22 protein-coding genes and 1 tRNA gene are annotated in these 23,460 nt (G+C 69.2%); 10 read left to right on the plus strand and 13 right to left on the minus strand.

What is annotated here, in order from left to right:
• The first annotated feature begins 45 nt into the window (after positions 1-45).
• The 3 genes from J7500_RS13080 (at position 46) to J7500_RS13090 (ending at position 952) form a co-directional block, all read left to right on the plus strand.
• Positions 46-122 (plus strand) — tRNA-Pro (locus J7500_RS13080).
• 378 nt (positions 123-500) lie between these two features.
• Complete coding sequence (locus tag J7500_RS13085; RefSeq protein WP_294062205.1) at positions 501-623, plus strand: hypothetical protein; 123 nt, start codon at positions 501-503, stop codon at positions 621-623.
• 59 nt (positions 624-682) lie between these two features.
• Complete coding sequence (locus J7500_RS13090) at positions 683-952, plus strand: usg protein (protein ID WP_294062206.1); 270 nt, start codon at positions 683-685, stop codon at positions 950-952.
• A 65-nt stretch (positions 953-1,017) separates the two neighbouring features.
• Here J7500_RS13090 and J7500_RS13095 read toward each other — a convergent pair whose 3' ends face one another.
• From J7500_RS13095 to J7500_RS13120, 6 genes are read right to left on the minus strand one after another with little or no spacing between them, the layout of a single operon-like run.
• Positions 1,018-3,519 (minus strand): ABC transporter permease, encoded by a 2,502-nt coding sequence (locus J7500_RS13095; RefSeq protein ID WP_294062207.1) that lies wholly within the window; start codon positions 3,517-3,519, stop codon positions 1,018-1,020.
• Between the two features lie 12 nt (positions 3,520-3,531).
• On the minus strand, positions 3,532-5,991 hold the full coding sequence (locus J7500_RS13100) for an ABC transporter permease (RefSeq protein WP_294062208.1): 2,460 nt from the start codon (positions 5,989-5,991) through the stop codon (positions 3,532-3,534).
• A 1-nt stretch (position 5,992) separates the two neighbouring features.
• Entirely contained in the window at positions 5,993-8,503 is a 2,511-nt protein-coding gene (locus J7500_RS13105) for an ABC transporter permease (protein ID WP_294062209.1), read from the minus strand.
• A gap of 23 nt (positions 8,504-8,526) precedes the next feature.
• On the minus strand, positions 8,527-9,207 hold the full coding sequence (locus J7500_RS13110) for an ABC transporter ATP-binding protein (protein ID WP_294062210.1): 681 nt from the start codon (positions 9,205-9,207) through the stop codon (positions 8,527-8,529).
• A 20-nt stretch (positions 9,208-9,227) separates the two neighbouring features.
• On the minus strand, positions 9,228-10,478 hold the full coding sequence (locus J7500_RS13115; RefSeq protein WP_294062212.1) for an efflux RND transporter periplasmic adaptor subunit: 1,251 nt from the start codon (positions 10,476-10,478) through the stop codon (positions 9,228-9,230).
• Positions 10,479-10,534: 56 nt separating this feature from the next.
• Entirely contained in the window at positions 10,535-10,780 is a 246-nt protein-coding gene (locus J7500_RS13120; RefSeq protein WP_294062213.1) for a hypothetical protein, read from the minus strand.
• Between the two features lie 151 nt (positions 10,781-10,931).
• On the opposite strand from J7500_RS13120, the gene J7500_RS13125 reads away from it, so the two are divergent.
• Positions 10,932-12,326, plus strand: coding sequence for a sigma-54 dependent transcriptional regulator (locus J7500_RS13125; protein ID WP_294062214.1), 1,395 nt, complete (start codon positions 10,932-10,934; stop codon positions 12,324-12,326).
• Positions 12,316-13,638, plus strand: coding sequence for an ATP-binding protein (locus J7500_RS13130; protein WP_294062216.1), 1,323 nt, complete (start codon positions 12,316-12,318; stop codon positions 13,636-13,638). Before J7500_RS13125 ends, J7500_RS13130 begins: the two co-directional genes overlap by 11 nt.
• Before the next feature lie 28 nt (positions 13,639-13,666).
• Here the strand turns inward: J7500_RS13130 and J7500_RS13135 are convergent, their stop codons facing one another.
• Genes J7500_RS13135 through J7500_RS13145 form a run of 3 tightly spaced genes read right to left on the minus strand, consistent with a single transcriptional unit; the run spans position 13,667 to position 16,207 of the window.
• Positions 13,667-14,518: a general secretion pathway protein GspK gene (locus J7500_RS13135; RefSeq protein ID WP_294062219.1), complete on the minus strand. Its 852-nt coding sequence runs from the start codon at positions 14,516-14,518 to the stop codon at positions 13,667-13,669.
• Between the two features lie 23 nt (positions 14,519-14,541).
• Positions 14,542-15,141, minus strand: a complete 600-nt coding sequence (locus J7500_RS13140) for a type II secretion system protein GspJ (protein WP_294062221.1) — start codon at positions 15,139-15,141, stop codon at positions 14,542-14,544.
• A gap of 22 nt (positions 15,142-15,163) precedes the next feature.
• Positions 15,164-16,207 carry an ABC transporter substrate-binding protein gene (locus tag J7500_RS13145; protein ID WP_294062223.1) on the minus strand — a complete coding sequence of 348 codons (1,044 nt, stop codon included), beginning with the start codon at positions 16,205-16,207 and terminating at the stop codon, positions 15,164-15,166.
• A 23-nt stretch (positions 16,208-16,230) separates the two neighbouring features.
• Between J7500_RS13145 and J7500_RS13150 the strand changes: the two genes are divergently transcribed.
• Positions 16,231-16,923 carry a hypothetical protein gene (locus tag J7500_RS13150; protein WP_294062224.1) on the plus strand — a complete coding sequence of 231 codons (693 nt, stop codon included), beginning with the start codon at positions 16,231-16,233 and terminating at the stop codon, positions 16,921-16,923.
• 42 nt (positions 16,924-16,965) lie between these two features.
• Here the strand turns inward: J7500_RS13150 and J7500_RS13155 are convergent, their stop codons facing one another.
• From J7500_RS13155 to gspL, 4 genes are read right to left on the minus strand one after another with little or no spacing between them, the layout of a single operon-like run.
• The gene (locus J7500_RS13155) at positions 16,966-18,192 is read right to left on the minus strand and encodes a type II secretion system F family protein (RefSeq protein WP_294062225.1); all 1,227 of its coding nucleotides are present in this window, start codon (positions 18,190-18,192) and stop codon (positions 16,966-16,968) included.
• Positions 18,192-19,685 carry a type II secretion system ATPase GspE gene (gene gspE, locus J7500_RS13160; RefSeq protein ID WP_294062226.1) on the minus strand — a complete coding sequence of 498 codons (1,494 nt, stop codon included), beginning with the start codon at positions 19,683-19,685 and terminating at the stop codon, positions 18,192-18,194. Before gspE ends, J7500_RS13155 begins: the two co-directional genes overlap by 1 nt.
• Positions 19,682-20,179, minus strand: a complete 498-nt coding sequence (gene gspM, locus J7500_RS13165) for a type II secretion system protein M (RefSeq protein WP_294062228.1) — start codon at positions 20,177-20,179, stop codon at positions 19,682-19,684. The genes gspE and gspM overlap by 4 nt, the downstream gene beginning before the upstream one ends.
• On the minus strand, positions 20,176-21,288 hold the full coding sequence (gspL, locus tag J7500_RS13170; RefSeq protein ID WP_294062229.1) for a type II secretion system protein GspL: 1,113 nt from the start codon (positions 21,286-21,288) through the stop codon (positions 20,176-20,178). The genes gspM and gspL overlap by 4 nt, the downstream gene beginning before the upstream one ends.
• A gap of 45 nt (positions 21,289-21,333) precedes the next feature.
• On the opposite strand from gspL, the gene gspG reads away from it, so the two are divergent.
• The 4 genes from gspG to J7500_RS13190 are packed head-to-tail and all read left to right on the plus strand — an operon-like array spanning position 21,334 to position 23,451.
• Entirely contained in the window at positions 21,334-21,804 is a 471-nt protein-coding gene (gene gspG / locus J7500_RS13175) for a type II secretion system major pseudopilin GspG (RefSeq protein ID WP_294062230.1), read from the plus strand.
• Positions 21,805-21,809: 5 nt separating this feature from the next.
• Entirely contained in the window at positions 21,810-22,292 is a 483-nt protein-coding gene (locus J7500_RS13180; protein ID WP_294062231.1) for a prepilin-type N-terminal cleavage/methylation domain-containing protein, read from the plus strand.
• A complete protein-coding gene (gene gspI, locus J7500_RS13185; protein ID WP_294062232.1) occupies positions 22,289-22,636 on the plus strand; it encodes a type II secretion system minor pseudopilin GspI in 348 nt (115 codons plus the stop codon). Before J7500_RS13180 ends, gspI begins: the two co-directional genes overlap by 4 nt.
• Entirely contained in the window at positions 22,633-23,451 is an 819-nt protein-coding gene (locus tag J7500_RS13190; RefSeq protein ID WP_294062233.1) for a type II secretion system protein N, read from the plus strand. The genes gspI and J7500_RS13190 overlap by 4 nt, the downstream gene beginning before the upstream one ends.
• Positions 23,452-23,460: the final 9 nt, after the last annotated feature.

Genomic DNA, 23,460 nt, shown 5'->3' on the forward strand with positions numbered 1-23,460 from the left:
ATAGGCCCCCACTCGCGGTTCGGGCTCGCCCGGAAACGCACCGGTCGGGGAATAGCTCAGCCTGGTAGAGCACTGTCTTCGGGAGGCAGGGGCCGGAGGTTCGAATCCTCTTTCCCCGACCATTTTCTTTCCCGCTATCTGAGGCCCATGGGGCCGACGCCAACTGCGCCCGGCGCGGAAGTCGACACCGCGGAAGTTGACAAAGTTGACACGCTCCCACGTGTTCTTGCGCGCGTGACGGACGTTGCCGCAGCAATCACACGATCAAAGAGCGGCGGGACTCGGGCGCCCGCGCGGCGAGCACAGCAAGCCAAATCCTGCTTTGCAAGCGCGCCCTGACCGCTTCCGCGCAGCCACATGGCGCCCGCGCCGAACGGCCCGCCCCCGGCCTGGCTTCGACTCGTCCCGATAGATGTAAATTATTGTACTGGCGGCTTTACTCCGTTCGGAAGGGTGAGGCAGGACGACTCCGTAAGCGGGCAGTACCCGAGAGGCAGCCTATGAACGGGCGGTTCGATTATCACCTGATGATCCACGGATGGCAGCCCTATGCCGTGGCGACGCTGGGCATCTTCGGGACGACGATCTGCTTCGCGCTCGCGATCGCGCTTGCCTTCGGATAGCCGCGCATCGAAACCTTCCTCCGGGCGTTGGTCCCGCCCGTCTGAGGAGGAAGGAGGCAATGACAAGCCCTGATTTCCTGAGGCAGCTTCAAGGCTATGGCCTCACCACGGTCGAGATCCATTATTATCTCCCCGACCATCCCAGCCTGCTGCAGCTCTTCGTCCTGCAGCAATATGACGTCGCCCCGCGATTCCCGGTGCTCCACCAGTTCCTTGATCACTGGCGACGCGAAGTGGAGGCGGCGCTCCATTCGGTTCGGATCGCGCACCAGCATCTGATCGGCCCCGCCGAGTGGCGGGCGGTCGACGGCGTGATCACCATCAACTGACCCGCAAAGGAAGCGGGCGGGGAGTCGCCTCCCCGCCCGCCCGGTGCAGCGCTGCGCTGACGCGCCTACTCGTAGCGAAGTGCATGCACCGGATTAGTACGCGCCACGCGGAAGGCATGCGCGCTGATCGTCGCGACGGCGATCAGCAGCGCCAGCAGCCCGGCGAGCACGAAAGGCGTGGGGCCGAGGTTCATCCGCACGTCGAACTGGTTGAGCCAGTCGCGCATCACCCACCAGGCGATCGGCCAGGCGATCAGGTTGGCAATGAGCACCGGCCGGCTGAACTGCCACACCAGCAGCCGGACGATGTCGCGGGTGCGCGCACCGAGCACCTTGCGGATGCCGATCTCCTTGGTGCGGCGCTCGGCGGTGAAGGCGGCGAGACCGAACAGGCCGAGGCAGCCGATCACCACCGCGAGGATCGCGAACATGCCGAACAGCTGCGCGCGCGTCTCGTCGGCCTGGTAGAGGGTCTTGACGATCTCGGTGACGAAGCGCCCCTGGAACGGCGTCTCGGGAACGAGCCGCTTCCAGATCGCCTCGACCTGCGCGCGGATCTGCTGCGGGTCGCCGCTGAAGCGGACGAGCAGCTGATTATAGTCCTGCCGCTGGTAATTATACATGATCGGCTGGAGCGGCTGGCGGATCGAGCGATAGCGCACGTCGCTGACCACCCCGACGATCGTCGCGGGGACATTGCCGCCCGCCTCGTCGCTCACGAAGCCCGCGAGGATCGGCTTGCCGATCGCATCCTGCGCGCTGGCGAAGCCGAGCCGTTTCACGGCGGACTCCGACAGAATGAGGTTGGTGCCGCGCGCGACCAGTGCCTTCTCCGCCGCGAGATCGGTCGGCGTCGGCGTCCAGCTGTCGTCGGTCGGGACCGATTCGGAGAAGCCGCGTCCAGCGAGCAGCCGCATGCCCAGCGCGTCGATCACGCCCGGATCCATGCCATAGGTGCCGAGCTGGGTCGGGGTGGTCTGCCCCGGCCGCTTGGCCGTGGTCATCGAGTTGTTGCCCGGATTGACCGCGATCGTGGTCCGTCCGACCGCAGTGACGCCGGGGATCTTGCGCACTTCCTCCTCGAGCGTCCTGGCGACCTTGTTGGCCTGCGGATCGAGCAAATTGTAGACCTGGAGCAGGCCATCACGCTTGTAGCCGGCGTCCATCGTCCGCGCGTAGATCGTCTGCGAATAGACGATCGCAGTGCAGATGATCAGCCCGATCGAGACCGCGAACTGGGCGACGACGAGCAGGTTGCGCAGCCGGCCGTTGCCCTCGGCATCGGCCGACGACTTGTTGGCCTTGAGCACCCGCGCCGGCTGGAAGCGCGACAGGTAGAGCGCTGGATACACCCCGCCTGCGAGCCCGACGACGATCGCGAGCAGGATCACCGGCAGCAAAATGCCTTGCGCGCCGAAATAATGGATCTCCATCGAGGCATCGAGGAAGCCGTTGAGCAGGGGTAGCGCCAGCTCGGCGAGCGCCAGCGCGACCAGCGTGGCGATGGCCGCGACGAGGATCGATTCGCCGACGAACTGGATCACGAGCTGGCGGCGAGTGGCGCCGAGCACCTTGCGCAGCGCCACTTCGCGGGCCCGCTGCGAAGCGCGTGCGGTCGCCAGGTTGGTGAAGTTGATGCACGCCATGCCGAGGATCATCAGCGCGACGACGACGAAGGTGATCATCGTCTGCTTGTCGCTGCCCACGGTGAGCCCGGCATGCTGCGCCTCGCCGAGATGGACGTCGCGGACGTTGGTCAGCCGCCAGTCCTGATAGTCGCCCGGGTTGGTCTTCGGGCCGTCGCCGGTGTCATCGGGGATGTTGCGCTTCTCCCATGCGGGGAGCTGATCCATGATGTCCTTGACGTTCGCGCCCTCGCGCAGTTTCAGATAGACGAAGCCGTTCTGGTTGTTCCACGAGGTGATCTGGCTCGGCTGGAAATAGTCGTGCGGATCGAAGCGCGCGACCATCGACATGCGAAGATGGCTGTTCTTGGGAAAGTCCTGGAACACGCCGGTGACGCGGAAATCCTCGCGCTTGTCGCCATAGGAGATGGTCAGCGTCTCGCCGATCGGATTGGCGTTGCGGAAATATTTCTTCGCCTCGCTCTGGCTGAGCGCCACGGTGTGGAGATCGTCGAGCGCCGTCTCGCGATTGCCGCGGACGAACGGGACCTGGAGGATCTCGAAGATGTTGCCGTCGGCGAGCAGTCCGCGCTCCGGGGTGGTCGGCTGGCCGTTCTGCAGGACGACCATCGACGAGGTGGTCAGATAGACCTTCTTCTCGATCTGCGGGAAGTCCTTCACCAGCGCGTCGCCCGAGGCGATGCTTGTGACCTGGAGCTTCATTTCCTCGCCGCCCTGCTCGGTCGACTTGTAGAAGTCCTGGAGCTGATAGGCACGGTCGGCGCCCGGCATCCAGTCGTCATAGCTGAACTCGTAGCGCACGAAGCTGAGGATCAGCAGGCAGGCGGCGATGCCGAGCGACAGCCCGAAGATGTTGATGAAGGCGTAGACCTTGTTCTTCGCGAGCGCCCGGAGGCCGACGGTCAGATAATTTCGCCACATTGGATTGGGCTCCTACTCGTAGCGGAGAGCGTGGATGGGGTTGGTACGGGCGACGCGCAGCGTGTGGCCGCAGACGGTGACCAGCGCGATCCCCAGCGCCAGCAGCCCGGCCAAGGCGAAGGGCGTGGGGGTGAGCGCAATGCGCGCGTCGAAGGTGTTGAGCCAGTCGCGCATCGCCCACCAGGCGAGCGGCCAGGCGACGAGGTTGGCGAGGATCACTGGCTTGGAGAATTGCCAGGCGAGCAGCCGCACGATGTCGCGCACCTTGGCGCCGAGCACCTTGCGGATGCCAATCTCCCTGGTGCGCCGCTCGGTGGTGAACGAGGCGAGGCTGTAGAGGCCGAGGCAGGCGATCACGATCGCGAGGATCGAGAAGCCCGCGAACAGCGCGGTGCGCGCGCGGTCGGCGGCGTAGAGCTGGCGGACGATGTCGTCGACGAAACTCGCCTCGAACGGGATCTCGGGCTCGAACCGGCGCCACACTTTGTTCAGCGCGGACATCACTTCGGCGGGTCGCGCATTGGCGTAACGGACGACCACGCGCGCGGTATGCTCGGGATCATAGGCGAAGACGATCGGCTCGATCGCTTCCCGCGCGGAACGGAAGCGCGTGTTCTCGACCACCCCGACGATCGTTCCCGGGACCATGTAGAAGCCGCCGAGCGAGACCTGCATCGTCTTACCGATCGCGGCCTGGGGATCGCGATAGCCGAGCTTCTTCGCCGCGGCGCGGTTCACCACCACGTTGATCCCGCGGGCGACCAGATCCTGGCCGGGCTCTCCGCCGATCCGGTCGGCGGCGAAGCGATCGCCGAGGTAGCGGCCGGTGAGCAACTTGATGCCCATCGTCTGGAGATAGTCCGCGTCGACGCTGTAGAAGCTGACGCTCTGGAATTCGGCGCCCGGCGCGCGCACCAGGCGGACGGCACTGTTGTTCAGGCCCGGCCCCAGCCAGGTGCGGCCGACGGCGGTGACTCCGGGGATCGCAAGCAGCCTTGCGTGCGCGGCTTCCCACTCCGAGCCCTGGGTGAAGCGCCAGGCGTTGTCGATCTGGACCAGCCCGTCGCGGCGATAGCCGGGGTCGACGCGCTGGACGAAACGCGTCTGCGACCAGATCACCACGGTGCTGGCGATCAGCCCGATCGCGATGGCGAACTGCAGGACCACCAGCGCTGCGCGCAGCCGGCCGTTTCCCGTCGTCTCGGCCGCGCTCTGGCCGGCGCGCAGCACCTGCGCGGGCTTGAAGCGGCTGAGATAGAGGGCGGGATAGAGGCCGCCGGCAATACCGGTGAAGGCGAACAGCGCCAGCGCCGGCACCAGCATGCCGTGCTCGCCGAGATAGGCGATGCGCATGTCGGCGCCCATCAGCCGGTCGACCCAGGGCGTCGCCAGCTCGACGATGGCGAGGCCGATCAGCATCGCCGCGCCGGCGATCAGCAGGCTCTCGCCCAGGAACTGGACGATCAGCTGGCGCCGCGAGCCGCCGTGCAGCTTGCGCAGCGCCACTTCGCGCGCCCGCTGCGTCGCGCGCGCCGTGCTCAGGTTGATGAAGTTCATCACCGCCATGCCGAGCGTCAGCAGCGCGACGATCGCGAAAGTGGCGAGTGTGCGCGGGTCGCCGGCTGGCGTCAGCGCGCCTTCGTGCGCGCGGCCGAGGTGCACGTGGACGATCGGCACGAGACGGAACTCGAACGCGTCTCCGATCGGTATCTGCCTGCCCTGAAACATGTCGGGTGGCCAGGCGCGCTTCTTCCACGCCGGGATGCCGGCGTTGATGGCGGTGGCGTCGGCACCTGGGCGCAGCTTGACGTAGTGCAGCTGGTCGAAATTGCCCCAGCCGAGCACTTCGGGCGGGCTATGCGAGATGTCGCGGAGGAATATGAGGCCGATGCGCAGGCTGGTGTTGCGCGGCAGATCACGGAGCACGCCGCTCACGCGATAGTCGCGCTTGCCCGGTCCCGCACCAAGGCTCAGGCTCCGGCCCAGCGCATCGGCGGTGCCGAACTGGCGGATCGCCTCGCTCTCGGTGAGCACGATCGAGTTGGTGTCGGGCAGCGCAGTCGCCGCCGAGCCCTGCGCGAACGGCAGGTCGAGGACCTTGAAGAAGTCGGGATCGACGACCGTCGATTCGATGAACATCGGCTGCCCATCGTGCTCGGTGACGGTTTTGCCCGTCGCGAGCGCCGCCACTGCCTCGACCTGCGGAAAGGCGGCGGGCAGCGCCTCGTCGATCGGGAAGGAGCTCGTTTGCATGTGCACGACGGGCTGGCCCGGCGGGTAGGCCGTGGTCTGCATCTGATAGATGCGGCCATGTTCGGGCAGCCAGCTATCGTAGCTCTGCTCGTAGCGGACGTAGCCCAGGATCAGCAGGCATCCGGCGAGCCCGAGCGCCAGTCCGCCGACGGTGATCGCGGTATAGGCGCGATGCCGGGCAAGCTGCGCGAGCGCCGTCATCAGATAGTTGCGCCACATCCTATTCGTACCGCAGCGCGTGGACGGGATTGGTGCGCGCGACGCGCAGCGCCTGGCCGCCGACGGTCGCGACGGCGATCAGCATGGCGAGCAGCCCGGCGAGTACGAAGGGCACCGGCGTGAGCGGCACGCGGGTATCGAAGGTGTTGAGCCAGTCACGCATCACCCACCAGGCGACCGGCCAGGCGATCAGGTTGGCGATGAGCACCGGCCGGCTGAACTGCCAGACCAGCAGCCGCACCACGTCGCGCGTGCGGGCGCCGAGTACCTTGCGGATGCCGATCTCCTTGGTGCGGCGCTCGGCGGTGAACACCGCCAGGCCGAACAGGCCGAGGCAGCCGATGATCACGGTCAGGATCGAGAAGGCGGCGAACAGCGCCCCGCGCGCGAACTCCTGGCGATATTGCTGGCGGACGAGGTCGTCGGCGAAGTCGGCGCTGAACGGCACCAGAGGCACGGTCTGGTGCCACACCTGCTCGATGCGCTCGCGGATCTCGGCGGGGCTCACGCCGGCGTAGCGCACCGCCACCTGCGCGAAGCCGACGCGCTGCATGACGTAGACGGTCGGCTGGATCGGCTCGCGCAGCGAGCGGAAGCGGGCGTCCGAGACCACGCCGACGATGGTGCTGGGGACCAGCCCGACCTCGGGCAGCGTCAGCGTGCCCTGCATCGTCTTGCCGATCGCCTCCTGCGGCGTGCGGAAGCCGAGCCGGTGTGCGGCGGATTCGGAGATCACCACGTTGATCCCCCGCGCCGCGAGTGCCCGCTCCGCCTCGATCTGGACGGGAAAGGGCGTGGTCGCATCGTCCCTGCCCTGCGAATCCTGGAAGAAGCGGCCGGCGAGCAGCCGCATCCCCATCGCCTCGAAGAATCCCGTCTCGATGCCATAGGCGCCGAGCGAGACCGAATGGGTGGCGCCGGGCAGGAAGAAGTCGGCGGCCGAATTGCCGTTCGGCGAGACTGCGATCTGCGTGCGTGCCGCCGCCTGAACGCCCGGCACCTGGCGGATGCGCTCGACCAACTGGCGCGACTGATCCTGCGAGACGCCGCGGAAGTCGAGGTTGCCGATCTGGAGCAGCCCGTCGCGCTGGAAGCCCGCGTCGAGCGTCTGGGCGAAGCGGGTCTGGCTGTAGATCACCGCGGTGCAGACGATCAGCCCGATCGAGATGGCGAACTGCGCCACGACCAGGATGTTGCGCAGCCTGCCCGATCCCGCGGCATCGGCGCTCGACTTGTTGGCCTTGAGGATCTTCGCGGGCTGGAAGCGCGAGAGATAGAAGGCTGGATAGAGCCCGCCCGCAGCGCCGACGACGAGCACCAGCAGGATCGCCGGGACCCAGATGCTGCCGCGCCCCCAATAGTGCATTGCGATATCGGCCCCGAGGAAGCCGTTGAACAGCGGCAGCAGCAGCTCGACCAGCGCCAGCGCCATCAGCATCGCGACCAGCGTGAGCAGGATCGATTCCGCCAGGAACTGAGTGATCAGTTGCGCGCGCGAGGCGCCGAGCACCTTGCGCAGCGCCACTTCGCGGGCGCGCTGCGAGGCTCGCGCGGTGGCGAGATTGGTGAAGTTGATCGACGCCATGCCGAGCACGAGCAGCGCGATCACCGCGAAGGTGGTGACGGTCCTCTGGTCGTTGCCGGGGGTGAGTCCGAACATCTGCGCCTTGCCCAGGTGAACGTCGCGGATGTTGACCAGCCCAAAGTCCATGTCGTCGCCGGGATTGGTGCGTTCGCCGTTGGTGACTTCGTCGGGGATGTTGCGCTTCTCCCAGGCGGGGAATTGCGAGGTGATCTGCGCGGGATCGGTGCCCTTGCGCAGCTTGACGAAGTTCCAGCCCTGCTGACTGCCGAAGCGCGTCACCTGCTGCATCCGGTCGGCGAACTGCGTGCCGAGATCGAAGCGCGCGACCATGTCGGCCGAGATGCTGCTGCTCTTCGGAATGTCCTTGAAGACGGCAGTGACGCGATAGTCCACGTCGCCGGTGTTATCGACGATGGTGAAGGTCTTGCCGATCGGATCCGCGTCGCCGAAGCGGCGCTTGGCCTCGCTCTCGCTGAGCGCGACCGAGTGCGAGTCCGGCAGCGCAGTCTTCGCGGAGCCGCGCGCGAAGGGCAGGTCGAGCACCTCGAACAGATTGTCGTCGACCATCCGCAGCGTATCGACCTGGAGCGGCTGGCCGTCCTGGATCACGATCGGCGAGAAGGAGCGCATCCACACGACCTTCTCGACCTGCGGAAAGTCCTTGGCGAGCGCGCGGCCGGCGGCGATCGCGCTCAGCTGCAGATCCTTCTGCTCGCCGCCGCGGCTGTTCGCCGAGATATAGGTCTGGAGCTGGTAGACCTGGTCGGCGCCGGGCAGCCAGCTGTCGTAGCTGCGCTCGTAGCGGACGTAGAGGAGGATGAGCACGCACGCGGCGAGCCCGATGGTGAGGCCGAAGATGTTGATGAAGGCGTACACCTTGTTCTTGGTCAGCGCCGCGAACGCCACCTTCAGATAATTCCGCCACATGGCCCCCTCTCCTCCTCTCGCGCTCAGGCGGCCCGGCGGCGCTCCTGGAGGATCCGGCCGTCGAGCATCGAGACGATGCGGCCGGCATAGTCGGCGTGCGCGGGCGAGTGCGTCACCATCACGATCGTCGAGCCCTCGGCGTTGAGCGTCTGGAGCATGCGCATCACTTCCTCGCCGTGGTGCGTGTCGAGGTTGCCGGTGGGCTCGTCGGCGAGGATCAGCTTGGGATTGGCGACGAGCGCACGGGCGACCGCGACGCGCTGCTGCTGGCCGCCCGAGAGCTGGCTCGGCCGGTGCTTGGCGCGGTGAGCGATGCCGACCTTGTCCATGACCTCGTCGACGCGGCGCTTGCGCTCGGCGGCGGGGACATTGTGGTAGAGCAGTGCGAGCTCGACATTGTCGCGGACGGTCAGCTCGTCGACCAGGTTGAAGCTCTGGAAGATGAAGCCGATGTTCTCCTTGCGGACGTCGGCGAGCTTGCTCTCGGAGAGCCCGGCGACTTCCTGGCCGTTGAACACATAGGAGCCGCTCGACGGGCTATCGAGCATGCCGATCATGTTGAGCAGCGTCGACTTGCCGCAGCCCGATGGGCCCATGATCGCGACGAACTCGCCGTCGGCGATGTCTAGGTCGATCGCGTCGAGCGCCGTCGTCTGCACCGTGTCGGTACGGTAGACCTTGGAGAGTTCGCGCATCGTCAGCATGGAATTCCCTTTCTTGTCGGTCACTTGGTCAGGTCCAGGCGCGTCTTGTCGGTGAAGCCGGTGTACGGCGAGGTGAGCACTTTCTCGCCGGGCTCGAGGCCCTCGAGCACTTCGATGAACTCGGCGTTGCGGCGGCCCAGGCGGACGTTGCGCTTGACCGCGCTCCTGCCGTCGGGAGTCACCACGAAGATCCAGCTGCCGCCGGTCTCGTTGTAGAAGGCGCCGTTGGGGACGAGCAGCGCGGGTGCGGGGTCGCCGAGCGTGAGGCGCGCCTGCATCGTCTGGCCGCGCTGGATCTGCGCGGGCTCGTCGCCGACGAACTGCAGGTCGACCTGGAACTGCCCGTTCTGCACCTGCGGATAGATCTTGGTGACCTTCGCCCGGTAGCGCTTGCCGCCCCAGTCGAGCACGGCCTGCTGCTGGAGCTGGACGCGGCCGAGATAGAATTCGTCGACGCCGGCGATCAGCTTGTTGCGGCCCGGGCTGTCGATCTGCCCGACGCGCTCTCCGCGCTGGAGCGACTGGCCGACCTGGACCGAGAAGCCCGAGAGCTGGCCCGCGACCGGCGCGCGAAGCTGGAGCGCGTCGAGATTGGCGCGGGCGATCGCGAGGCCCGACTGCATCGACTGCGCCGCTGCCGCCTGCTGCGAGAGCTGGCTGCCCTGGAGCCGCTCGTCGGTGGCCTGGCTGCGCTTGAGCGCCGCGAGCGTGCGCTGGCTGAGCTCGTAATCGGCGCGGGTGTCGGCGAATTGCTTCCCCGAGACGAAGCCCTTGGCGGCGAGCGGCCTCTCGCGCTCATACTGGCGCCGCGCCTTGTCATAGGCTGTCTCGGCCGCGAGCACTGCGCGCTCGTTGGCGAGGCGGGTCTGGGCGAGCGACAGCTCCTGGCTGCGCATGTTGTTGATCTGCTGCTCGACTTCGGTCTGGCGGGCGAGCGTCGAAAGCTGGAGCTCGGCGTTGGAGAGCAGCGCGATCGGCTGGCCCTTGGCGACGGTCGCGCCGTCCTCGACCAGCATCTTCTCGACCCGGCCGCCTTCGACTGCGTCGATATAGACGGTGAGCAGCGGCGTGACGCGGGCGCGCAGCGGGATGAAATCGTCGAAGGTGCCGCGCGTGACGGTGGAGATCGTCACATTGTCTGCGCCGACCGTCTGGCTCGAGCCCGAGGGGGCGAACCACCAGAATAGGAGCGCGGCCGCGAGGGCAACCGCGCTCCCCAGGATGATCTTCACGCGAAGGGGCACCTTACGCGTCTCGACCACCTGATCCATTCCGCTCCCTGAGACGGGTGCATCCCCCGATTTCTGCATCTTCACGACACCCATGATCACACCCTAGCAACCCCCATGCCATCCGCCTTCGCGGAGGAGACGGCAAGCGACGCCGGCGAAAGCGGTGCGCCGCAACCGTTCGATTTCGAACACTCCTGTCCGGAATCGAACGCGATCCGGACAGTCGCGAAGCCGATGCGGAGCAGCGCCCAGGCGCCGTTGCGCGTCACCGAGACGTCGAGCGCCGTCGCGGGCACGCGCAGCATCGCCAGCGCAGTGCAGGCGAAGGCCGCCAGCAGCATCAGTCTCGTCCATTTCCGCCTTGAACCCGGCACGTTGCGTTCCTCCCTCTCGCGGCGGGGATCAGCACGAGCCGTGCCAACTGCCCAGGCCCACGGACTGGCACGCAATTTGATTGTCCGGAATCGCACAGGCGCTGTACGAGAGGGGAGCATGGGGAGCGCGACCGAATTCGACTATTGCGTGGTCGTCGATGACGACGAGGACATCCTCACGGCCTCGCGGCTGCTGCTGCGCCGGCTGTTCGCGGACGTCGCGACCGCGCGATCGCCCGACGAGGCGCTGCCGCTGATCCGCGCACGCGCGCCCGACGTGGTGCTGCTCGACGCCAATTTCGCGCGCGGCGCGACCGACTCCGCCGAAGGGCTCGCCTGGCTCGACAAGCTGCTCGCGCTCGATCCCGAGATGGTGGTGGTGATGATCACCGCACACGCAGGCATCAACATCGCAGTCGCGGCGATGAAGCACGGTGCGACCGACTTCGTCTCCAAGCCCTGGTCCAACGACAAGCTGCTCGCGACGGTGCGCACCGCTGCGGCGCTGCGCCGCTCGCGCAAGGCAGTGAAGGGCGGCGTCCCCGCCCCTGCCGCAGCGGCCGGCTCGGCGAACGGATCGGCGATCCTGGGCCATTCGCCGGCGATGGCGCGCATCCACTCGCTGATCGCGCGCGCGGGGCCGACGGATGCGAACGTGCTGGTGCTCGGCGAAAACGGCACGGGCAAGGAGCTGGTCGCGCGCGAGCTGCACCGCCAGTCGCTGCGCGCCGACAAGACGATGCTGACCGTGGACCTGGGTGCGATCGCCGAGGACCTGATCGATTCCGAGCTGTTCGGCCATGTGAAGGGCGCCTTCACCGACGCGCGTGCTGACCGCGTGGGGCGCATCCAGGCGGCGGACGGCGGGACGCTGTTCCTGGACGAGATCGGCAACCTGCCGCTCCGCCTCCAGCCCAAGCTGCTGACCGTGCTCGAGCAGCGCCAGGTGACGCCCGTGGGCGCCAACGCGCCCGTGCCCGTCGACATCCGCGTGATCGCCGCCACCAATTTGCCGCCCGAGAAGCTGCGCGACGAGAGCCATTTCCGCCAGGACCTGCTCTTCCGGCTCAACACGGTGGAGATCGACCTGCCGCCCCTGCGCGAGCGGCGCGAGGACGTGCCCGAGCTGATCGAGCATTATCTGGGCCATTACGCCCGGCGCTACGGCCGCGCCGTGCCCGAGCTGAGCCCCGCCGCGCGCGCGGCGCTGCTCCACCACGACTGGCCGGGCAACGTCCGCGCGCTGCGCCACGCGCTCGAACGCGCAGTGATCCTCGCGCGCGACGTGCCGCTGGAGCCCGAGGACTTCGCCCTCGTCTCTTCCGCGCCACGCATCTCGCCCCAGGCGATCGTCGCGCCGCGCGCGCCCGACGACCTCAACCTCGAACGCGTCGAGCGCCGACTGGTCGAGGAGGCACTCAAGAAGCACGGCTACAACATCTCGCTCGCCGCGGCCGAGCTGGGGCTGTCGCGCGCCGCGCTCTATCGGCGAATGGAGAAGCATGGGCTCTGACCGCCGCTTCACGATCGGGCTCGCGGCCTGGATCGTGGGGCTTTCCGTGGCGCTGTTCGCCTGCGTCGCGGCGTTCATCACGCCCGATCTGGGCGCGGCGCGGATCGTGGCGCTGGCGATCGTCGTCGCCACCTTCATGGGGACGCTCCACCACGTCACCCGCACCAACCGCATCGTCGGCCGCTTCCTCGAGGCGCTGCGCTTCGGCGACACGGCGGTGCGCTTCGAGACCGGTGGAGGCGCAGGTTTCGGCGAGCTCGGCGCGGCGCTGAACGAAGCGCTCGGTCGCTTCCGGGCCGAGCAGGAACGCGCGGTCGGCGAGCTGCGCTATCTCGACGCGCTGGTCGACGACGCTCCGGTGGCGGTGCTGATCGTCGGCGGCGACGGGCAGGTGTCGCTCGCCAACAAGGCGGCGCGCCGACTGTTCAGCGAGGGACAGCCCACGCGGCCGCAGGACTTCGCCCCCTATGGCGCCACCTTCGCGCGGCGGCTGGAAACCGGGCCGCAGCAGGAAGAGCTGCTGATCCTCAACATCGAGGGGCGGGCGCAGCGCATGCTGGTGCGCTCGGCCACGCTCGAGCGGCTCGGCCAGCGCACCCGCGCAGTGAGCGTCCAGCCGATCCAGGGCACGCTCGACGCGGTCGAGATGGCGGCGCAGACCGATCTGGTGCGCGTGTTGACGCACGAGATCCTCAATTCGCTGACTCCCGTCACTTCGCTGGCGGGCACCGCGGCCGAGCTGCTCGCCGATCCCGCGCTCTCGGCCGATCCGCGGGTCGCCGACGCGCGCATGGCAGTCGAGACGCTGGCGCGGCGCGCCTATGGCCTCAGCCATTTCATCGAGGCCTATCGCGCGGTGGCGCGGACTCCCGAGATCAAGCGCCAGCATTTCGCCGCGCGGCCCTGGGCCGAGGAGCTGGCGCGCATCTTCGCCGCAAAGGCGCCGGCGGTACCGCTGTCGCTCGAAGTCACGCCCGACACGCTGGCGCTCGACGCCGATCCGGACCTGCTCGCGCAGGTCGTGATCAACCTGATGCAGAACGCCGCCCAGGCAATGGAGGGCGGCGCTCGCCCACCTCGGCTGTCGCTGCGGCTGAACGGCGAGGCGCGAACGGTGATCGAAGTCGAGGACAACGGCCCGGGGATTCCGGAGTCGCTGCGCCAGGACGTGTTCCTGCCCTTCTTCACCACGCGCGCGACCGGCACCGGCGTGGGGCTCAACCTCGCGCGGCAGATCGTGGTGGCGCACGGCGGGTCGATCGACATCGGCGACGCCCCCGGCGGCGGGGCGTTGTTCCGGATATTGCTATGAACTTAGCCCCTGCCATCAGGGGAGGGGCTTACGAGGTTTTCGCAGGAAACGCCGGCGCCCCGGGCGGGACCGCGGCGTTGCGCCAGCGCTCGACCGGATAGGCCTCCACCCGGCCCTCGAGCGTGCGGCGGCGCTGGATCAGCGTGGCGGCCTGCTGGCTCGTGTCGCCGATCGTCGCGCGAGTGCGGACCCAGAAGCTGTTCGAGCGGAACGAGGTGCCGGGGGGCAGCGAGACATTGTTGTCGCTCAGGTCCTTCTGGGTGAGGAAGCCCTGCCGCTCGCGCACCTGCGCCAGCCGTCCGGCCACGACGGGATCGTGGAACAGCACCGCCAGCACTTCCTCGCTCGCGGCGTTGAGGTTGACCGTGGTGCGGCCGGGAAGCGCGGTCGCGAGCCGTTCGAGCCGGTCGGCGACCTTGGGGTCAATCCCGGCGAGGCGCAGCGGGCGAAGGTCGGTGACCGGGCCGTTCAACCGCACATATTGGATCGCGGCGACGATCTGCTCGGGGGTGAGCCCGGCGGCCTCGCCGATCGACTGGAACAGGATCGTCGAGCCCGCATCGCCGGTGCGGACCGCGTTGATGTTGAACCGCCCCTCGGCGTCGCTGATCGCGAGGTCGAAGCTGCCGCCCTCGATCGGCGCACCGCTCTCCGAGAGTCGCGCCCAGGGCTCGCCGACATGATCGACGTCGGGCGCGACTTCGCCATCGCGGCGCAGCGCGACCAGCGCCGAAAGCTCGCCGCCGCGCACGATCGCCATGGCGCGCGACGCCTCGCGCGAACGCAGCGCGCGGTCGAGCGCCAGCTCCTCGCGGCTGATCATCAGCGCCACCAGCGCGGCGGCGATGGCAACGAACATCAGCACGTTGACGAGGATCATGCCCTCTTCTTCCTCGCGCGGGCTCATCGCTGGGGCATCCCCTGCTCGGGCTGCGAGGGAGACTGCTGCTGGTCCTTCTCTTCCTCGGGCCGCACCGGGAGCACGATCACGCGGCGCAGCGTCGCGGGCGCCCCACCCGGCCCCGCGGCCTGCATGCGCAGCTCGACGGCGCGCGGCCAGCGTTCCTCGTCTTCCTTGCGCGCCGGCCAGCGATCGACCCATGCGCCGTCCCAGAAGCGCCATTGCGCCTGGCCGACGCCAGTAAGCACCACCTGCGGGAGCGGCCCGACGCGGCGCACCAGCGCGCCACCCGCCGCGGCATAGTCGAGCTTCACCGCCGCGCCGCCGATCCCCGGCGCCGCGCGCAGGAACGAGAGGCCGGTGCCGCCGCCGCTCAAGGGACCGGGCGCGATCTGGTCGAGGTCGCTCGTCACCACGAACATCGCGCGCTGGAGGTCGGCGAGCCGGTCGAGCCGTTTCTCGGTGCGGCCCTGGACGCTGATGATGCCGTCGACCAGCGCCAGGCCCGCGACCGCGATCAGCGCAAACAGGCCGAGCGAGATCATCAGCTCGATCAGCGTGAAGCCCGCCTGGGCGGGTGCGACTGCGGCGCGGGGTTTCACGATGAGTCCCGCGGTGCCGGTCTCAGGCGCCCGAGCTCATCGCCACGGGCTCATAGCCGTGCGGGCGCGCGAGCAGGATCGCGAAGTCGCGCGCGACCGATCCGTCGGTGCGGAAACGCACCGGCCCGGTGACGCAGCGGAAGCCCTTGCTGTCGAGCAGCCCCGCGGCGCCCAGCGTGTTCGCGGCGCGCAGCGAATTGGCGATGCCCGCCGCGTCATAGGCAAGCGCGGCGATCGTCCCGGGCGTGCCGCCGTTGCGCGCGCTGAACTCGCTCGCGAAGGTACCGAAGGCGACCGGATCGGGGCTGGCGAGCCAGGCGCCGTCGAGCGCCTCGAGCGCCTCGGGGCGATGGTCGAGCCCCTGGAGCGTGCCGAGAAACTGGATGCCGCTATCCTTGAGGTTGCGCGCCGCGGCGAGCACCGCCGCGCCGCTGCCGGGCAGCAGCACCGCGTCGGGCGCGTCGCCGGCGGCCGGGAGCGGCTGCCCCTCGCGGACCTGGAGCACGCGCACGCGAATGCCGAGCTCGCCTTCAAGCCGACCCGCCTCGACCGAGGAGGCGGCGCTCCACGCGCTGCCGTCGTCGATCACGGCGACCGACTTGATCCCGCGGGTGCGGGCATAGCGCAGGATCGCGCTGGTCACCTGGCCCGCGGTGATCCCGAAGATGTAGGTGCCGGGTTGGCGCAGCACGGCATCGTTGCTGAAGGCGATGATCGGCACGCGGCCCGCCACCGTGCTGCTCACCGCCGGCACTTCCTCGTGAGAGAGCGGGCCGAGGATTAGCGCGGGGCGCTTCTTGAGCGCGCTCGCCGCCGCTGCCGCCGCGCCCGCGGCGGTGCCGCCCGTGTCGAAGCTCTCCACATAGGCGCTGTTTTCCGCGAGCAAGGCCGCCTGGCGCATGCTAAGGCCGATCCGCGCTCGCGGACCCGTGAGCGGCACCAGCAGCGCGACAGGGCGTTTGTCCTTCTTCGCCGCTGCGGCAAGCGCAAACGAGGGAAGCACGACCGATGCCGCTGACGCGACCAGGCCTGATTGCAGCAACCTCAGCAGGGACCGCCGGTCCATTGCCGACTCCGGATACGGGCGATGTGGCACGCCGGCGTATTATCGTCTTCGCGCTGCTCGGCATAGTGGCCTATGCGCTGGCGATGATCGTGACCATGCCCGCCAGCGTGGTGGTGAAGAACCGCCCCTGGCGCACCGGCGTGGCGGGGACGGTGTGGAACGGCGAAGTGGGTGTCGCCGGCGGCTCGAAGTTCGAATGGCACATGGCGCCGCTGCGCTCGCTGACTTCGCTTGCCTTCGCCGCCGACTGGAAGGCGACGGGCCCCGATACCGATCTCGGCGGGCGGCTGCTTGTGCATCTCGGCGGGCGCACGGTGCTCGACAAGGTGAGCGGATCGGCCGACGCGACGCTGCTCCAGGCGCTCCAGCCCAACTTGCCCTTCACTTGCGACCTGACGATGCAGATCGAGATGGAGCGCATCGCGGTCGGCGGCGCGCCGCAGATGCTCTCGGGCACGGCGACCAGCGATCCGGGAAGCTGCCGGCCCAAGGGAGCCGGGGCGGCCTCCGCCCTACCCGCGCTGATCCTCACCGCCGAGCATATCGGCAACCGCACCCAGATCCGCATCGCCCCGATGACTCAGCGCCGCAAGACGCTGGTGAGCGCCGAACTGGCCGAAGACGGCACGCTGGAGTTCGGCGTGACGCCGGAAGGCGCCGCGATGATGCCGTTCCTGGGGCTGCCCCCAGGCGCGAGGATCCAGGGGGCGATGTAGGGCCCTATTCCTCCCCCAGCTGCGCTGGGGAGGATTTAGATCCTACAGCGTCACCAGATTGTTCAAATTGATGATCGGCAGCAGGATCGCCAGCACCATCAGCAGCACCAGCCCGCCCATCACCAGCAGCACCAGCGGCTCGACCAGCGACACCAGGGTCGAGACCAGCGCGTCGAGCTCACGTTCGAGCTCGTCCGAGGCGCGGCCGAGTGCCGGCGCGAGGCGGCCGCTCGATTCGCCCGAGGCGACGATCGCGACGAGCATCGACGGGAACACCCCCGCCTCCTGCATCGCGGCGCGGAGCGATACGCCCTCGCGGACGCGCTGCGCCACGCCGAATGCCTTTTCGCGGACCCAGTGGTTGGGGGTCACCGCGGCGGCGGCGTGAAGCGCCTCGACCAGCGGCACCGCGCTGCCCACCAAAGTCGCAAGGCTGCCGGCGAAGCGCGCGGCGCTCAGCTGGCGACTGAAGCGGCGGAAGGGGCGATGCTCGGTGAAGAAGCGGTGCAGCCGCAGCCGGTTGGCAGGCACGCGCACCCAACGCCCCGCAACCAGGGCGATCACTGCGATCGCGAGGATCAGATAGAGCCCGAAATTCTGCAGGAACCAGCTGATCGCGATCAGCACGCGCGTGAGCAAAGGCAGGTCGGCGCCGCGCGACACGAACACCCGCACGATGTCGGGCACGACATAGACCATCAGCAGCGCCATCATCCCGAAGGAGACGCAGGCGAGCAACGCGGGATAGAGCAAGGCGAGCTGGAGCTTCTGGCCATTGGCCTGCCGGTTCTCGACGAACTCGGCGAGGTGGTTGAGCACGCTCGGAAGCTGTCCCGACGCCTCGCCTGCCGCGACCGAGGCGCGATAGAATTCGGGGAAGGCCTTGGGATGCGCCGAGAGCGCCGCGGCGAAGCTGCGCCCGTCGAGGATCGCGCCGCGCACGTCGAGCAGCAAGGTGTTGATCGCCGGCGCCTCGGACTGGGCGGCGACGAGGCGGAGCGATTCCTCGACCGGAATGTCCGATCCGACCAGCGTCGCGATCTGGCGCGTCACCGTGGCGAGCGCTCGCGGCGAGATGCGGTTGCGCGACAGGAACGAGAGGCGAATGCCGCCGATCCCCTGCCCCCGCTCGGCCGCGGGCTCGACCGAGAGCGGCAGCAGCGCCTGCTCGCGCAGCAGCGCGCGCGCCGCGGCGGGGCTCGACGCCTCGATGATCCCGCGCCTGGCCGCACCCGCGCGGTCGGCGGCGCGATAGGAATAGGCTGGCACTAGGCCTCGTCCCGCACCACGCGCGCGACTTCGTCGACGGTGGTGACGCCGCTGCGGATCTTGGCGACGCCATCCTCGAGCAGGCTCGGGCTGGTCTTGCGCGCCGCCTTCTCCAGATCGGCCTCGGAAGCGCCGTCGTGGATCAGCTTCTGGAGCCGGTCGTCGACTGCCACGACTTCGTAGAGCCCGGCGCGTCCGCGATAGCCTTCGCCGTGGCAGGAATCGCAGCCGCCGCGGCGCCAGATCGTCTTGCCCGGCTTGAGCGCGCCGCCGAGCAGCCGCGAATCCGCCTCGGTCGCCTCGTCCTGCCAGCGGCATTCGGGGCAGAGCTTCCGCACCAGCCGCTGCGCCACCAGTCCCACCAGCATCGGCGCGAGCAGATAGCGCTCGACCCCCATGTCGATCAGCCGCGTCACGGAACCGATCGCGCTGTTGGTGTGGAGCGTCGAGAGCACGAAATGGCCCGTCATCGCCGATCGCACCGCGACTTCGGCGGTCTCCTGGTCGCGGATCTCGCCGACCATGATCACGTCGGGGTCCTGGCGCAGGATCGCCCGCAGCCCGCGCGCGAAGGTCATGTCGGTGCGCGGGTTGACCTGCGTCTGCGCCACGCCCGCCAGCTCATATTCGATCGGATCCTCGACCGTCATGATGTTGCGCTTGCGGTCGTTGAGGCGGGTGAGCGCCGAATAGAGCGTCGTCGTCTTGCCCGAGCCGGTCGGGCCGGTGACGAGCATCATGCCGTGGGGGCGATCGAGCAGCCGCGCGAAGATCTGGCGGTCCTCCTCGTCCATGCCGAGCGATTCGAGGTCGAGCCGCAGCGATCCCTTTTCGAGCAGGCGCATCACCACGCGCTCGCCATGCTGGGTCGGGATGGTCGAGACGCGCGCGTCGACGTCGTGCCCGCCGATGCGCAGCGTCACGCGGCCGTCCTGCGGAATGCGGCGTTCGGCGATGTCGAGCTTGGCCATCACCTTGATGCGGCTGACCAGCAAAGGCGCCAGCGCCCGCGGCGGATCGAGCATGTCGCGCAGCACGCCGTCGATGCGGAACCGCACGACGAGCCGCTTTTCCTGCGTCTCGATGTGCACGTCCGACGCGCCTTCCTTCACCGCTTCGAGCAGCAGCGCATTGATCAGGCGGATGACCGGCGCGTCGTCGCGGGTGTCGAGCAGATCGTCGACGCTCGCGGCGCTGTCCGCCAGCGCGGCCAGGTCCATGTCGCCCAGGTCGAAGTCTGCCGCAGCGCCGGCGCGCTCGCTGTACGACTGGCTGAGCGCTGCATCGAAGGCCTCGTCGCTCACCTGCGTGAGCGGCACGCCCGGCGCGATGCGCTGGACTTCGAGCAGCCCGTCGAGCCCCGCGCCCGCGCGGTGCAGGCATTCGAGGCCGGCGGGACCGGCGCGCAGCAGCACGCCATGCTTGCGCGCGAAGCTATAGGGCAAGGTGCGCGGCGCGGGCGCGTCCTCGACGAGGATCAGCTCCTCGCTCATGCGCCGAGGTCCACGGTCGCGGAAATGCGCCCCGGCGCCGGGCGGCGCTGGACCGAGAGGCGGCGCACGCGCAGGTCGCTGGTCGCGCTCAGGTCGGCGAGCCACGCCATCAGCGAATCATAGGTCGCGTCGGCGACGGTGACGCGCACCCCGCCCGGGATCGCCTCGGGCATGACGGTCAGGCCGAAGCCCTGCGCCGAGCTGGTCGCAACCTGCTGCGGCGGGCCCTGCCGGCGCGTCGCGGGGGTGGCGCTGAGCGTGCCCGCGGCGCGGATGCGCGCCGTCAGCGTCTCATAGGTACGGATGTCGGCGATCGCCTGGGCCCGCGCGGCCTGGAGCGGCTTGATCACGCCGAAGACCAGGATCGTGATCGCGAGCAGCGTCCCCATCACCGCGATCAGAATGCGCTCGCGCTGGCTGAGCGTGCTCCACCAGGCGTCGAAACGCGCGATCGCCGCGTCGAGCGCGGGCATCCGGGAAAGGATCAGCCTCATGCGGCGTTCGCCGTAACCCGGATCGCGCCGTCGGGCGAGCGCGTAACGCTGCCGGTGATGCCCGCCCCGCGCAGCGCTGCGTCGATGCGGCCGGGCAGGCTCGGGTCGGTGCCGTCCAGGTCGAGCGTAAGCGTGCTCGCCTGATAGCTGAGGCTACGCACGGTGAGTGCGCCCGAAAGCGGGCCGAGCGCGCCCGACAGGCGATTGAGCAAGGGCAGGAACAGGTCCGGCGCGGCCGAGCTCGGGGCGGGCAGCATGTCGGTGACGCTCGCGGCCAGATCCTCGCCCGGCGTCGCCCCCGGCGCGGCGGCGGCGAAGGCGGCACGCGTCTCCTCGGCGCGGCGATCGGCAATGCGCTGGAGCATCAGCGTATCGGCCATGGCGATGCCGACGTGCGCGGCCGCCCCGATCGCGACGATCCACCCGAGCCGGCGCCACATATTGGGCAGCCCCGCGCGCCGGCGGGCATACGGCCCCTGGCGCAGGTCCAGCGCAGGCTCGAGCAGCCGGTCGGAAAGCGCGACGGCGCCGGCCGCGGCCTCGCTCGCCGCCATCTCGGACGGCAGCGCCGCGCCATAGGAAAGCACATGCGGCCGGCCCGCGGCCTGCCACGCCGGCAGCAGCATCGCCGCCGGGCAGGCGAAGCCCGTCCCGTCGCCGGCACGCACCGTCGCGCGGTCGCCGGTGAGGTCGACCGCCCATTCGCCCTCGCCCGGCCGCGGCAGCGCGAGCGCGTCGGGCACCATCGCGGCATGGCCCAGCCCCGCCGCCTCGGCAGCCTCGATCCAGGCGATCATTTCCTCGTGGCGCACCACGCCGACGAGGTAGCGCTTGGGCTCGATCTCGGCGCCGAGCGCAAGATGTACCGATTCGGCCGGCTCGGCGATCTGCTCCTCGATCGCGAAGGGCAGCGCCTCGAGCCGCTTGGCCTTGCTGGCGAGCGGCAGGTCGACCGCGAGCAGCCGCACCTGCTCGCTGGGAACGAGGATGGTTGCAGGCCCCCCGGGCTCGGCTATGATCAGCCGTCCGCCCGCGAGCGTCCACACGCCCGCGGCGCGGGGTTCAGAGGCGTCGTCGGGCGCGCCGAGAGAGCGGCCGGAGGCTGTCACATTTGCTTCATCGGAAGGACGCATGGGGCTGGGATGCGCATAGTTTTGAAACAGTTTAGTGACATTGCACCGCTTCGCCGCACAAGCAAGCGCTACGAGGTTCCCCAAAGCGAAGCCGGGCTGACGCTCGTCGAGATGATCGTGGTGCTCGCGATCATCGCATTGGTGGCGGCACTGATCGTTCCGAACGTGATCGGCCGGCCCGACCAGGCGCGCGTGACCACCGCGAACAGCGACATGGCGACGATCGCCAGCCAGCTCACCACCTATCGGCTCGACAACGGCGCCTTTCCCACCACCGAGCAGGGGCTGAAGGCGCTGGTCGAACGCACCACCGTGCCGCCGCTCCCCGCCGCCTTCCCCGATGGCGGCTATCTCTCGACCATGCCGCAGGATCCCTGGGGCCGCCCCTATGTCTATGAGTCCGATGGCCACAGCTACCGGATCGTGTCGCTCGGCCGCGACGGCAAGCAGGGTGGCGAAGGGGTCGACGCCGACATCGTGAAGAAGCGCTGACGACCATGGGGGGGACCGGCAGCATCGCGACACGGAGGCACGGCGAGGCCGGACTGACTCTCGTCGAGATGCTCGTCGTCCTCGCGATCATCGCCGTGATGGCGGGTGCGGTCTCGATCGGCGTGGGCAGCATCACGCGCGCGCCGAGCGCCGAGGCCGAGGCGCACCGCCTCGCGGCGCGCCTCCAGGCCGCCGCCGACGATGCGATGCTGGGCGACCGGATGATCGCCTTCACCGCAGCCAAGGATGGCTACGGCTTCGCCACGATCGGCGCCGACGGCAAGCTGATCGCGCGCACCGACGATCAGTTCGGCTTCCACCGCCTGCCCGGCGGCATGGTAGTGACGCTCGACGTGCGCCCGCCGGTGATACTGGGCGTCGACGGCGCCGGCCGGCCACTCACCGCGCTGATCGAATCGGGCCAGCAGCGCTGGCGCGTCACCTATGACGGCCTCACCGCCACCGCCGCGCCGGCACCTGCGGCATGAACGACGAGGGCTTCTCGCTGATCGAGGCATTGGTCGCGCTCGCCGTGCTCGCCATCGCGACCGTCGGCCTGATGCGCACCGTCGAATCCCACATCGATTCGACACGCGGCATGGAGCGCCGCACTGCCGCGATGTGGGCGGCGGAGAACCGCCTCGCCGAGCTGGAAGCGGGAATTCCCGGCGCCGACGCCGTCGACATGCTGGGCCAGCAATGGCGCGTCGCGGTCGAGCGGCGGCGCACCGACGATCCCGAAATCGAGCGCGTCCGCATCGCCGTCACGCCCGCAAACGAAAAAGCCCCTCTTGCATCGCTCGACGGCTTCGTGGACGCACGCAGGCGATGATCGGGGATTTCAGCCTAACGCCGCGCCAGGCCCGCACTGCGCTCGACCTGCTGAGCGGGGCAGTGATCGTCTCGGTAGCCGTGGCGCTCGCCGGGCTCACCTGGCGGCTGGCGGGCCACGCCGGCACCGGCGCGATCACCGTGCCTTCGGGCCGCAGCGGCCCCGCGGTCGCGCCCGACATCGCCGCCGCGCTGGCGCTTGCCCCCTTCGGCAAGCCGGCGGTCAACGAGGCAGGCCAGCCGACGACGCTGCCGCTCGAGCTCAAGGGCGTGATCGCGGCGAACCCGGCGACGCTCTCGACGGCGTTCATCGCCGTGAGCGGCCAGGCTCCGGTCGCCTTCCATATCGGCGAGAGCGTCAGCGGCGCGACGATCCAGGCGATCCTGCGCGACCGCGTGATCCTGGCGATCGGCGGGCGCACCGAATTCCTCGCCTTCCCCGATCCGACGCTCTCGCCCGAGCAGCGCCAGGCGCAGGCCGATCAGGCCCGGCAACAGGCGCAGGCGGCGCCGACCCCTGCCCCGCCGGGCGCCCCGATCGCCTCGCCGCCCGCCCCCAATCCCGCGCCGATGGCCGGTGCCGCGGCAGTGCTCGATCGCTTCGACGCCTCGCCAACCTCGGGCGGCTATCGCATCGGCGCCAATGCCCCCGCGGGGATGATGACCGGCGACGTGATCCAGTCGGTCAACGGCACCGCGCTCAGCGATCCCGCCGCCGCCAACGCCGCCTTCGCCGCCGCCCAGGCCAGCGGCACCGCCCAGATCCAGATCCTTCGCGACGGCAAGCGACTGACGCTTACCGTACCGCTCCGCTAGAAAGTGTTC

The sequence above is a fragment of the Sphingomonas sp. genome, from assembly GCF_017744835.1.
In the GTDB taxonomy this organism is placed as follows: domain Bacteria; phylum Pseudomonadota; class Alphaproteobacteria; order Sphingomonadales; family Sphingomonadaceae; genus Sphingomonas.

What these genes read in the sequence shown, in the direction of transcription:
- J7500_RS13125 (WP_294062214.1), top strand. Translation starts at nt 10,932, where the DNA reads ATGGGGAGCGCGACCGAATTCGACTATTGCGTGGTCGTCGATGACGAC.
- J7500_RS13110 (WP_294062210.1), bottom strand. Translation starts at nt 9,207, where the DNA reads ATGCTGACGATGCGCGAACTCTCCAAGGTCTACCGTACCGACACGGTG.
- J7500_RS13120 (WP_294062213.1), bottom strand. Translation starts at nt 10,780, where the DNA reads ATGCTGCTGGCGGCCTTCGCCTGCACTGCGCTGGCGATGCTGCGCGTG.
- J7500_RS13145 (WP_294062223.1), bottom strand. Translation starts at nt 16,207, where the DNA reads ATGGACCGGCGGTCCCTGCTGAGGTTGCTGCAATCAGGCCTGGTCGCG.
- J7500_RS13085 (WP_294062205.1), top strand. Translation starts at nt 501, where the DNA reads ATGAACGGGCGGTTCGATTATCACCTGATGATCCACGGATGGCAGCCC.
- gspI (WP_294062232.1), top strand. Translation starts at nt 22,289, where the DNA reads ATGAACGACGAGGGCTTCTCGCTGATCGAGGCATTGGTCGCGCTCGCC.
- J7500_RS13135 (WP_294062219.1), bottom strand. Translation starts at nt 14,518, where the DNA reads ATGATCCTCGTCAACGTGCTGATGTTCGTTGCCATCGCCGCCGCGCTG.
- J7500_RS13090 (WP_294062206.1), top strand. Translation starts at nt 683, where the DNA reads ATGACAAGCCCTGATTTCCTGAGGCAGCTTCAAGGCTATGGCCTCACC.
- gspM (WP_294062228.1), bottom strand. Translation starts at nt 20,179, where the DNA reads ATGAGGCTGATCCTTTCCCGGATGCCCGCGCTCGACGCGGCGATCGCG.
- J7500_RS13095 (WP_294062207.1), bottom strand. Translation starts at nt 3,519, where the DNA reads ATGTGGCGAAATTATCTGACCGTCGGCCTCCGGGCGCTCGCGAAGAAC.
- J7500_RS13130 (WP_294062216.1), top strand. Translation starts at nt 12,316, where the DNA reads ATGGGCTCTGACCGCCGCTTCACGATCGGGCTCGCGGCCTGGATCGTG.
- J7500_RS13100 (WP_294062208.1), bottom strand. Translation starts at nt 5,991, where the DNA reads ATGTGGCGCAACTATCTGATGACGGCGCTCGCGCAGCTTGCCCGGCAT.
- J7500_RS13105 (WP_294062209.1), bottom strand. Translation starts at nt 8,503, where the DNA reads ATGTGGCGGAATTATCTGAAGGTGGCGTTCGCGGCGCTGACCAAGAAC.
- J7500_RS13190 (WP_294062233.1), top strand. Translation starts at nt 22,633, where the DNA reads ATGATCGGGGATTTCAGCCTAACGCCGCGCCAGGCCCGCACTGCGCTC.
- J7500_RS13180 (WP_294062231.1), top strand. Translation starts at nt 21,810, where the DNA reads ATGGGGGGGACCGGCAGCATCGCGACACGGAGGCACGGCGAGGCCGGA.
- J7500_RS13115 (WP_294062212.1), bottom strand. Translation starts at nt 10,478, where the DNA reads ATGGATCAGGTGGTCGAGACGCGTAAGGTGCCCCTTCGCGTGAAGATC.
- gspE (WP_294062226.1), bottom strand. Translation starts at nt 19,685, where the DNA reads ATGAGCGAGGAGCTGATCCTCGTCGAGGACGCGCCCGCGCCGCGCACC.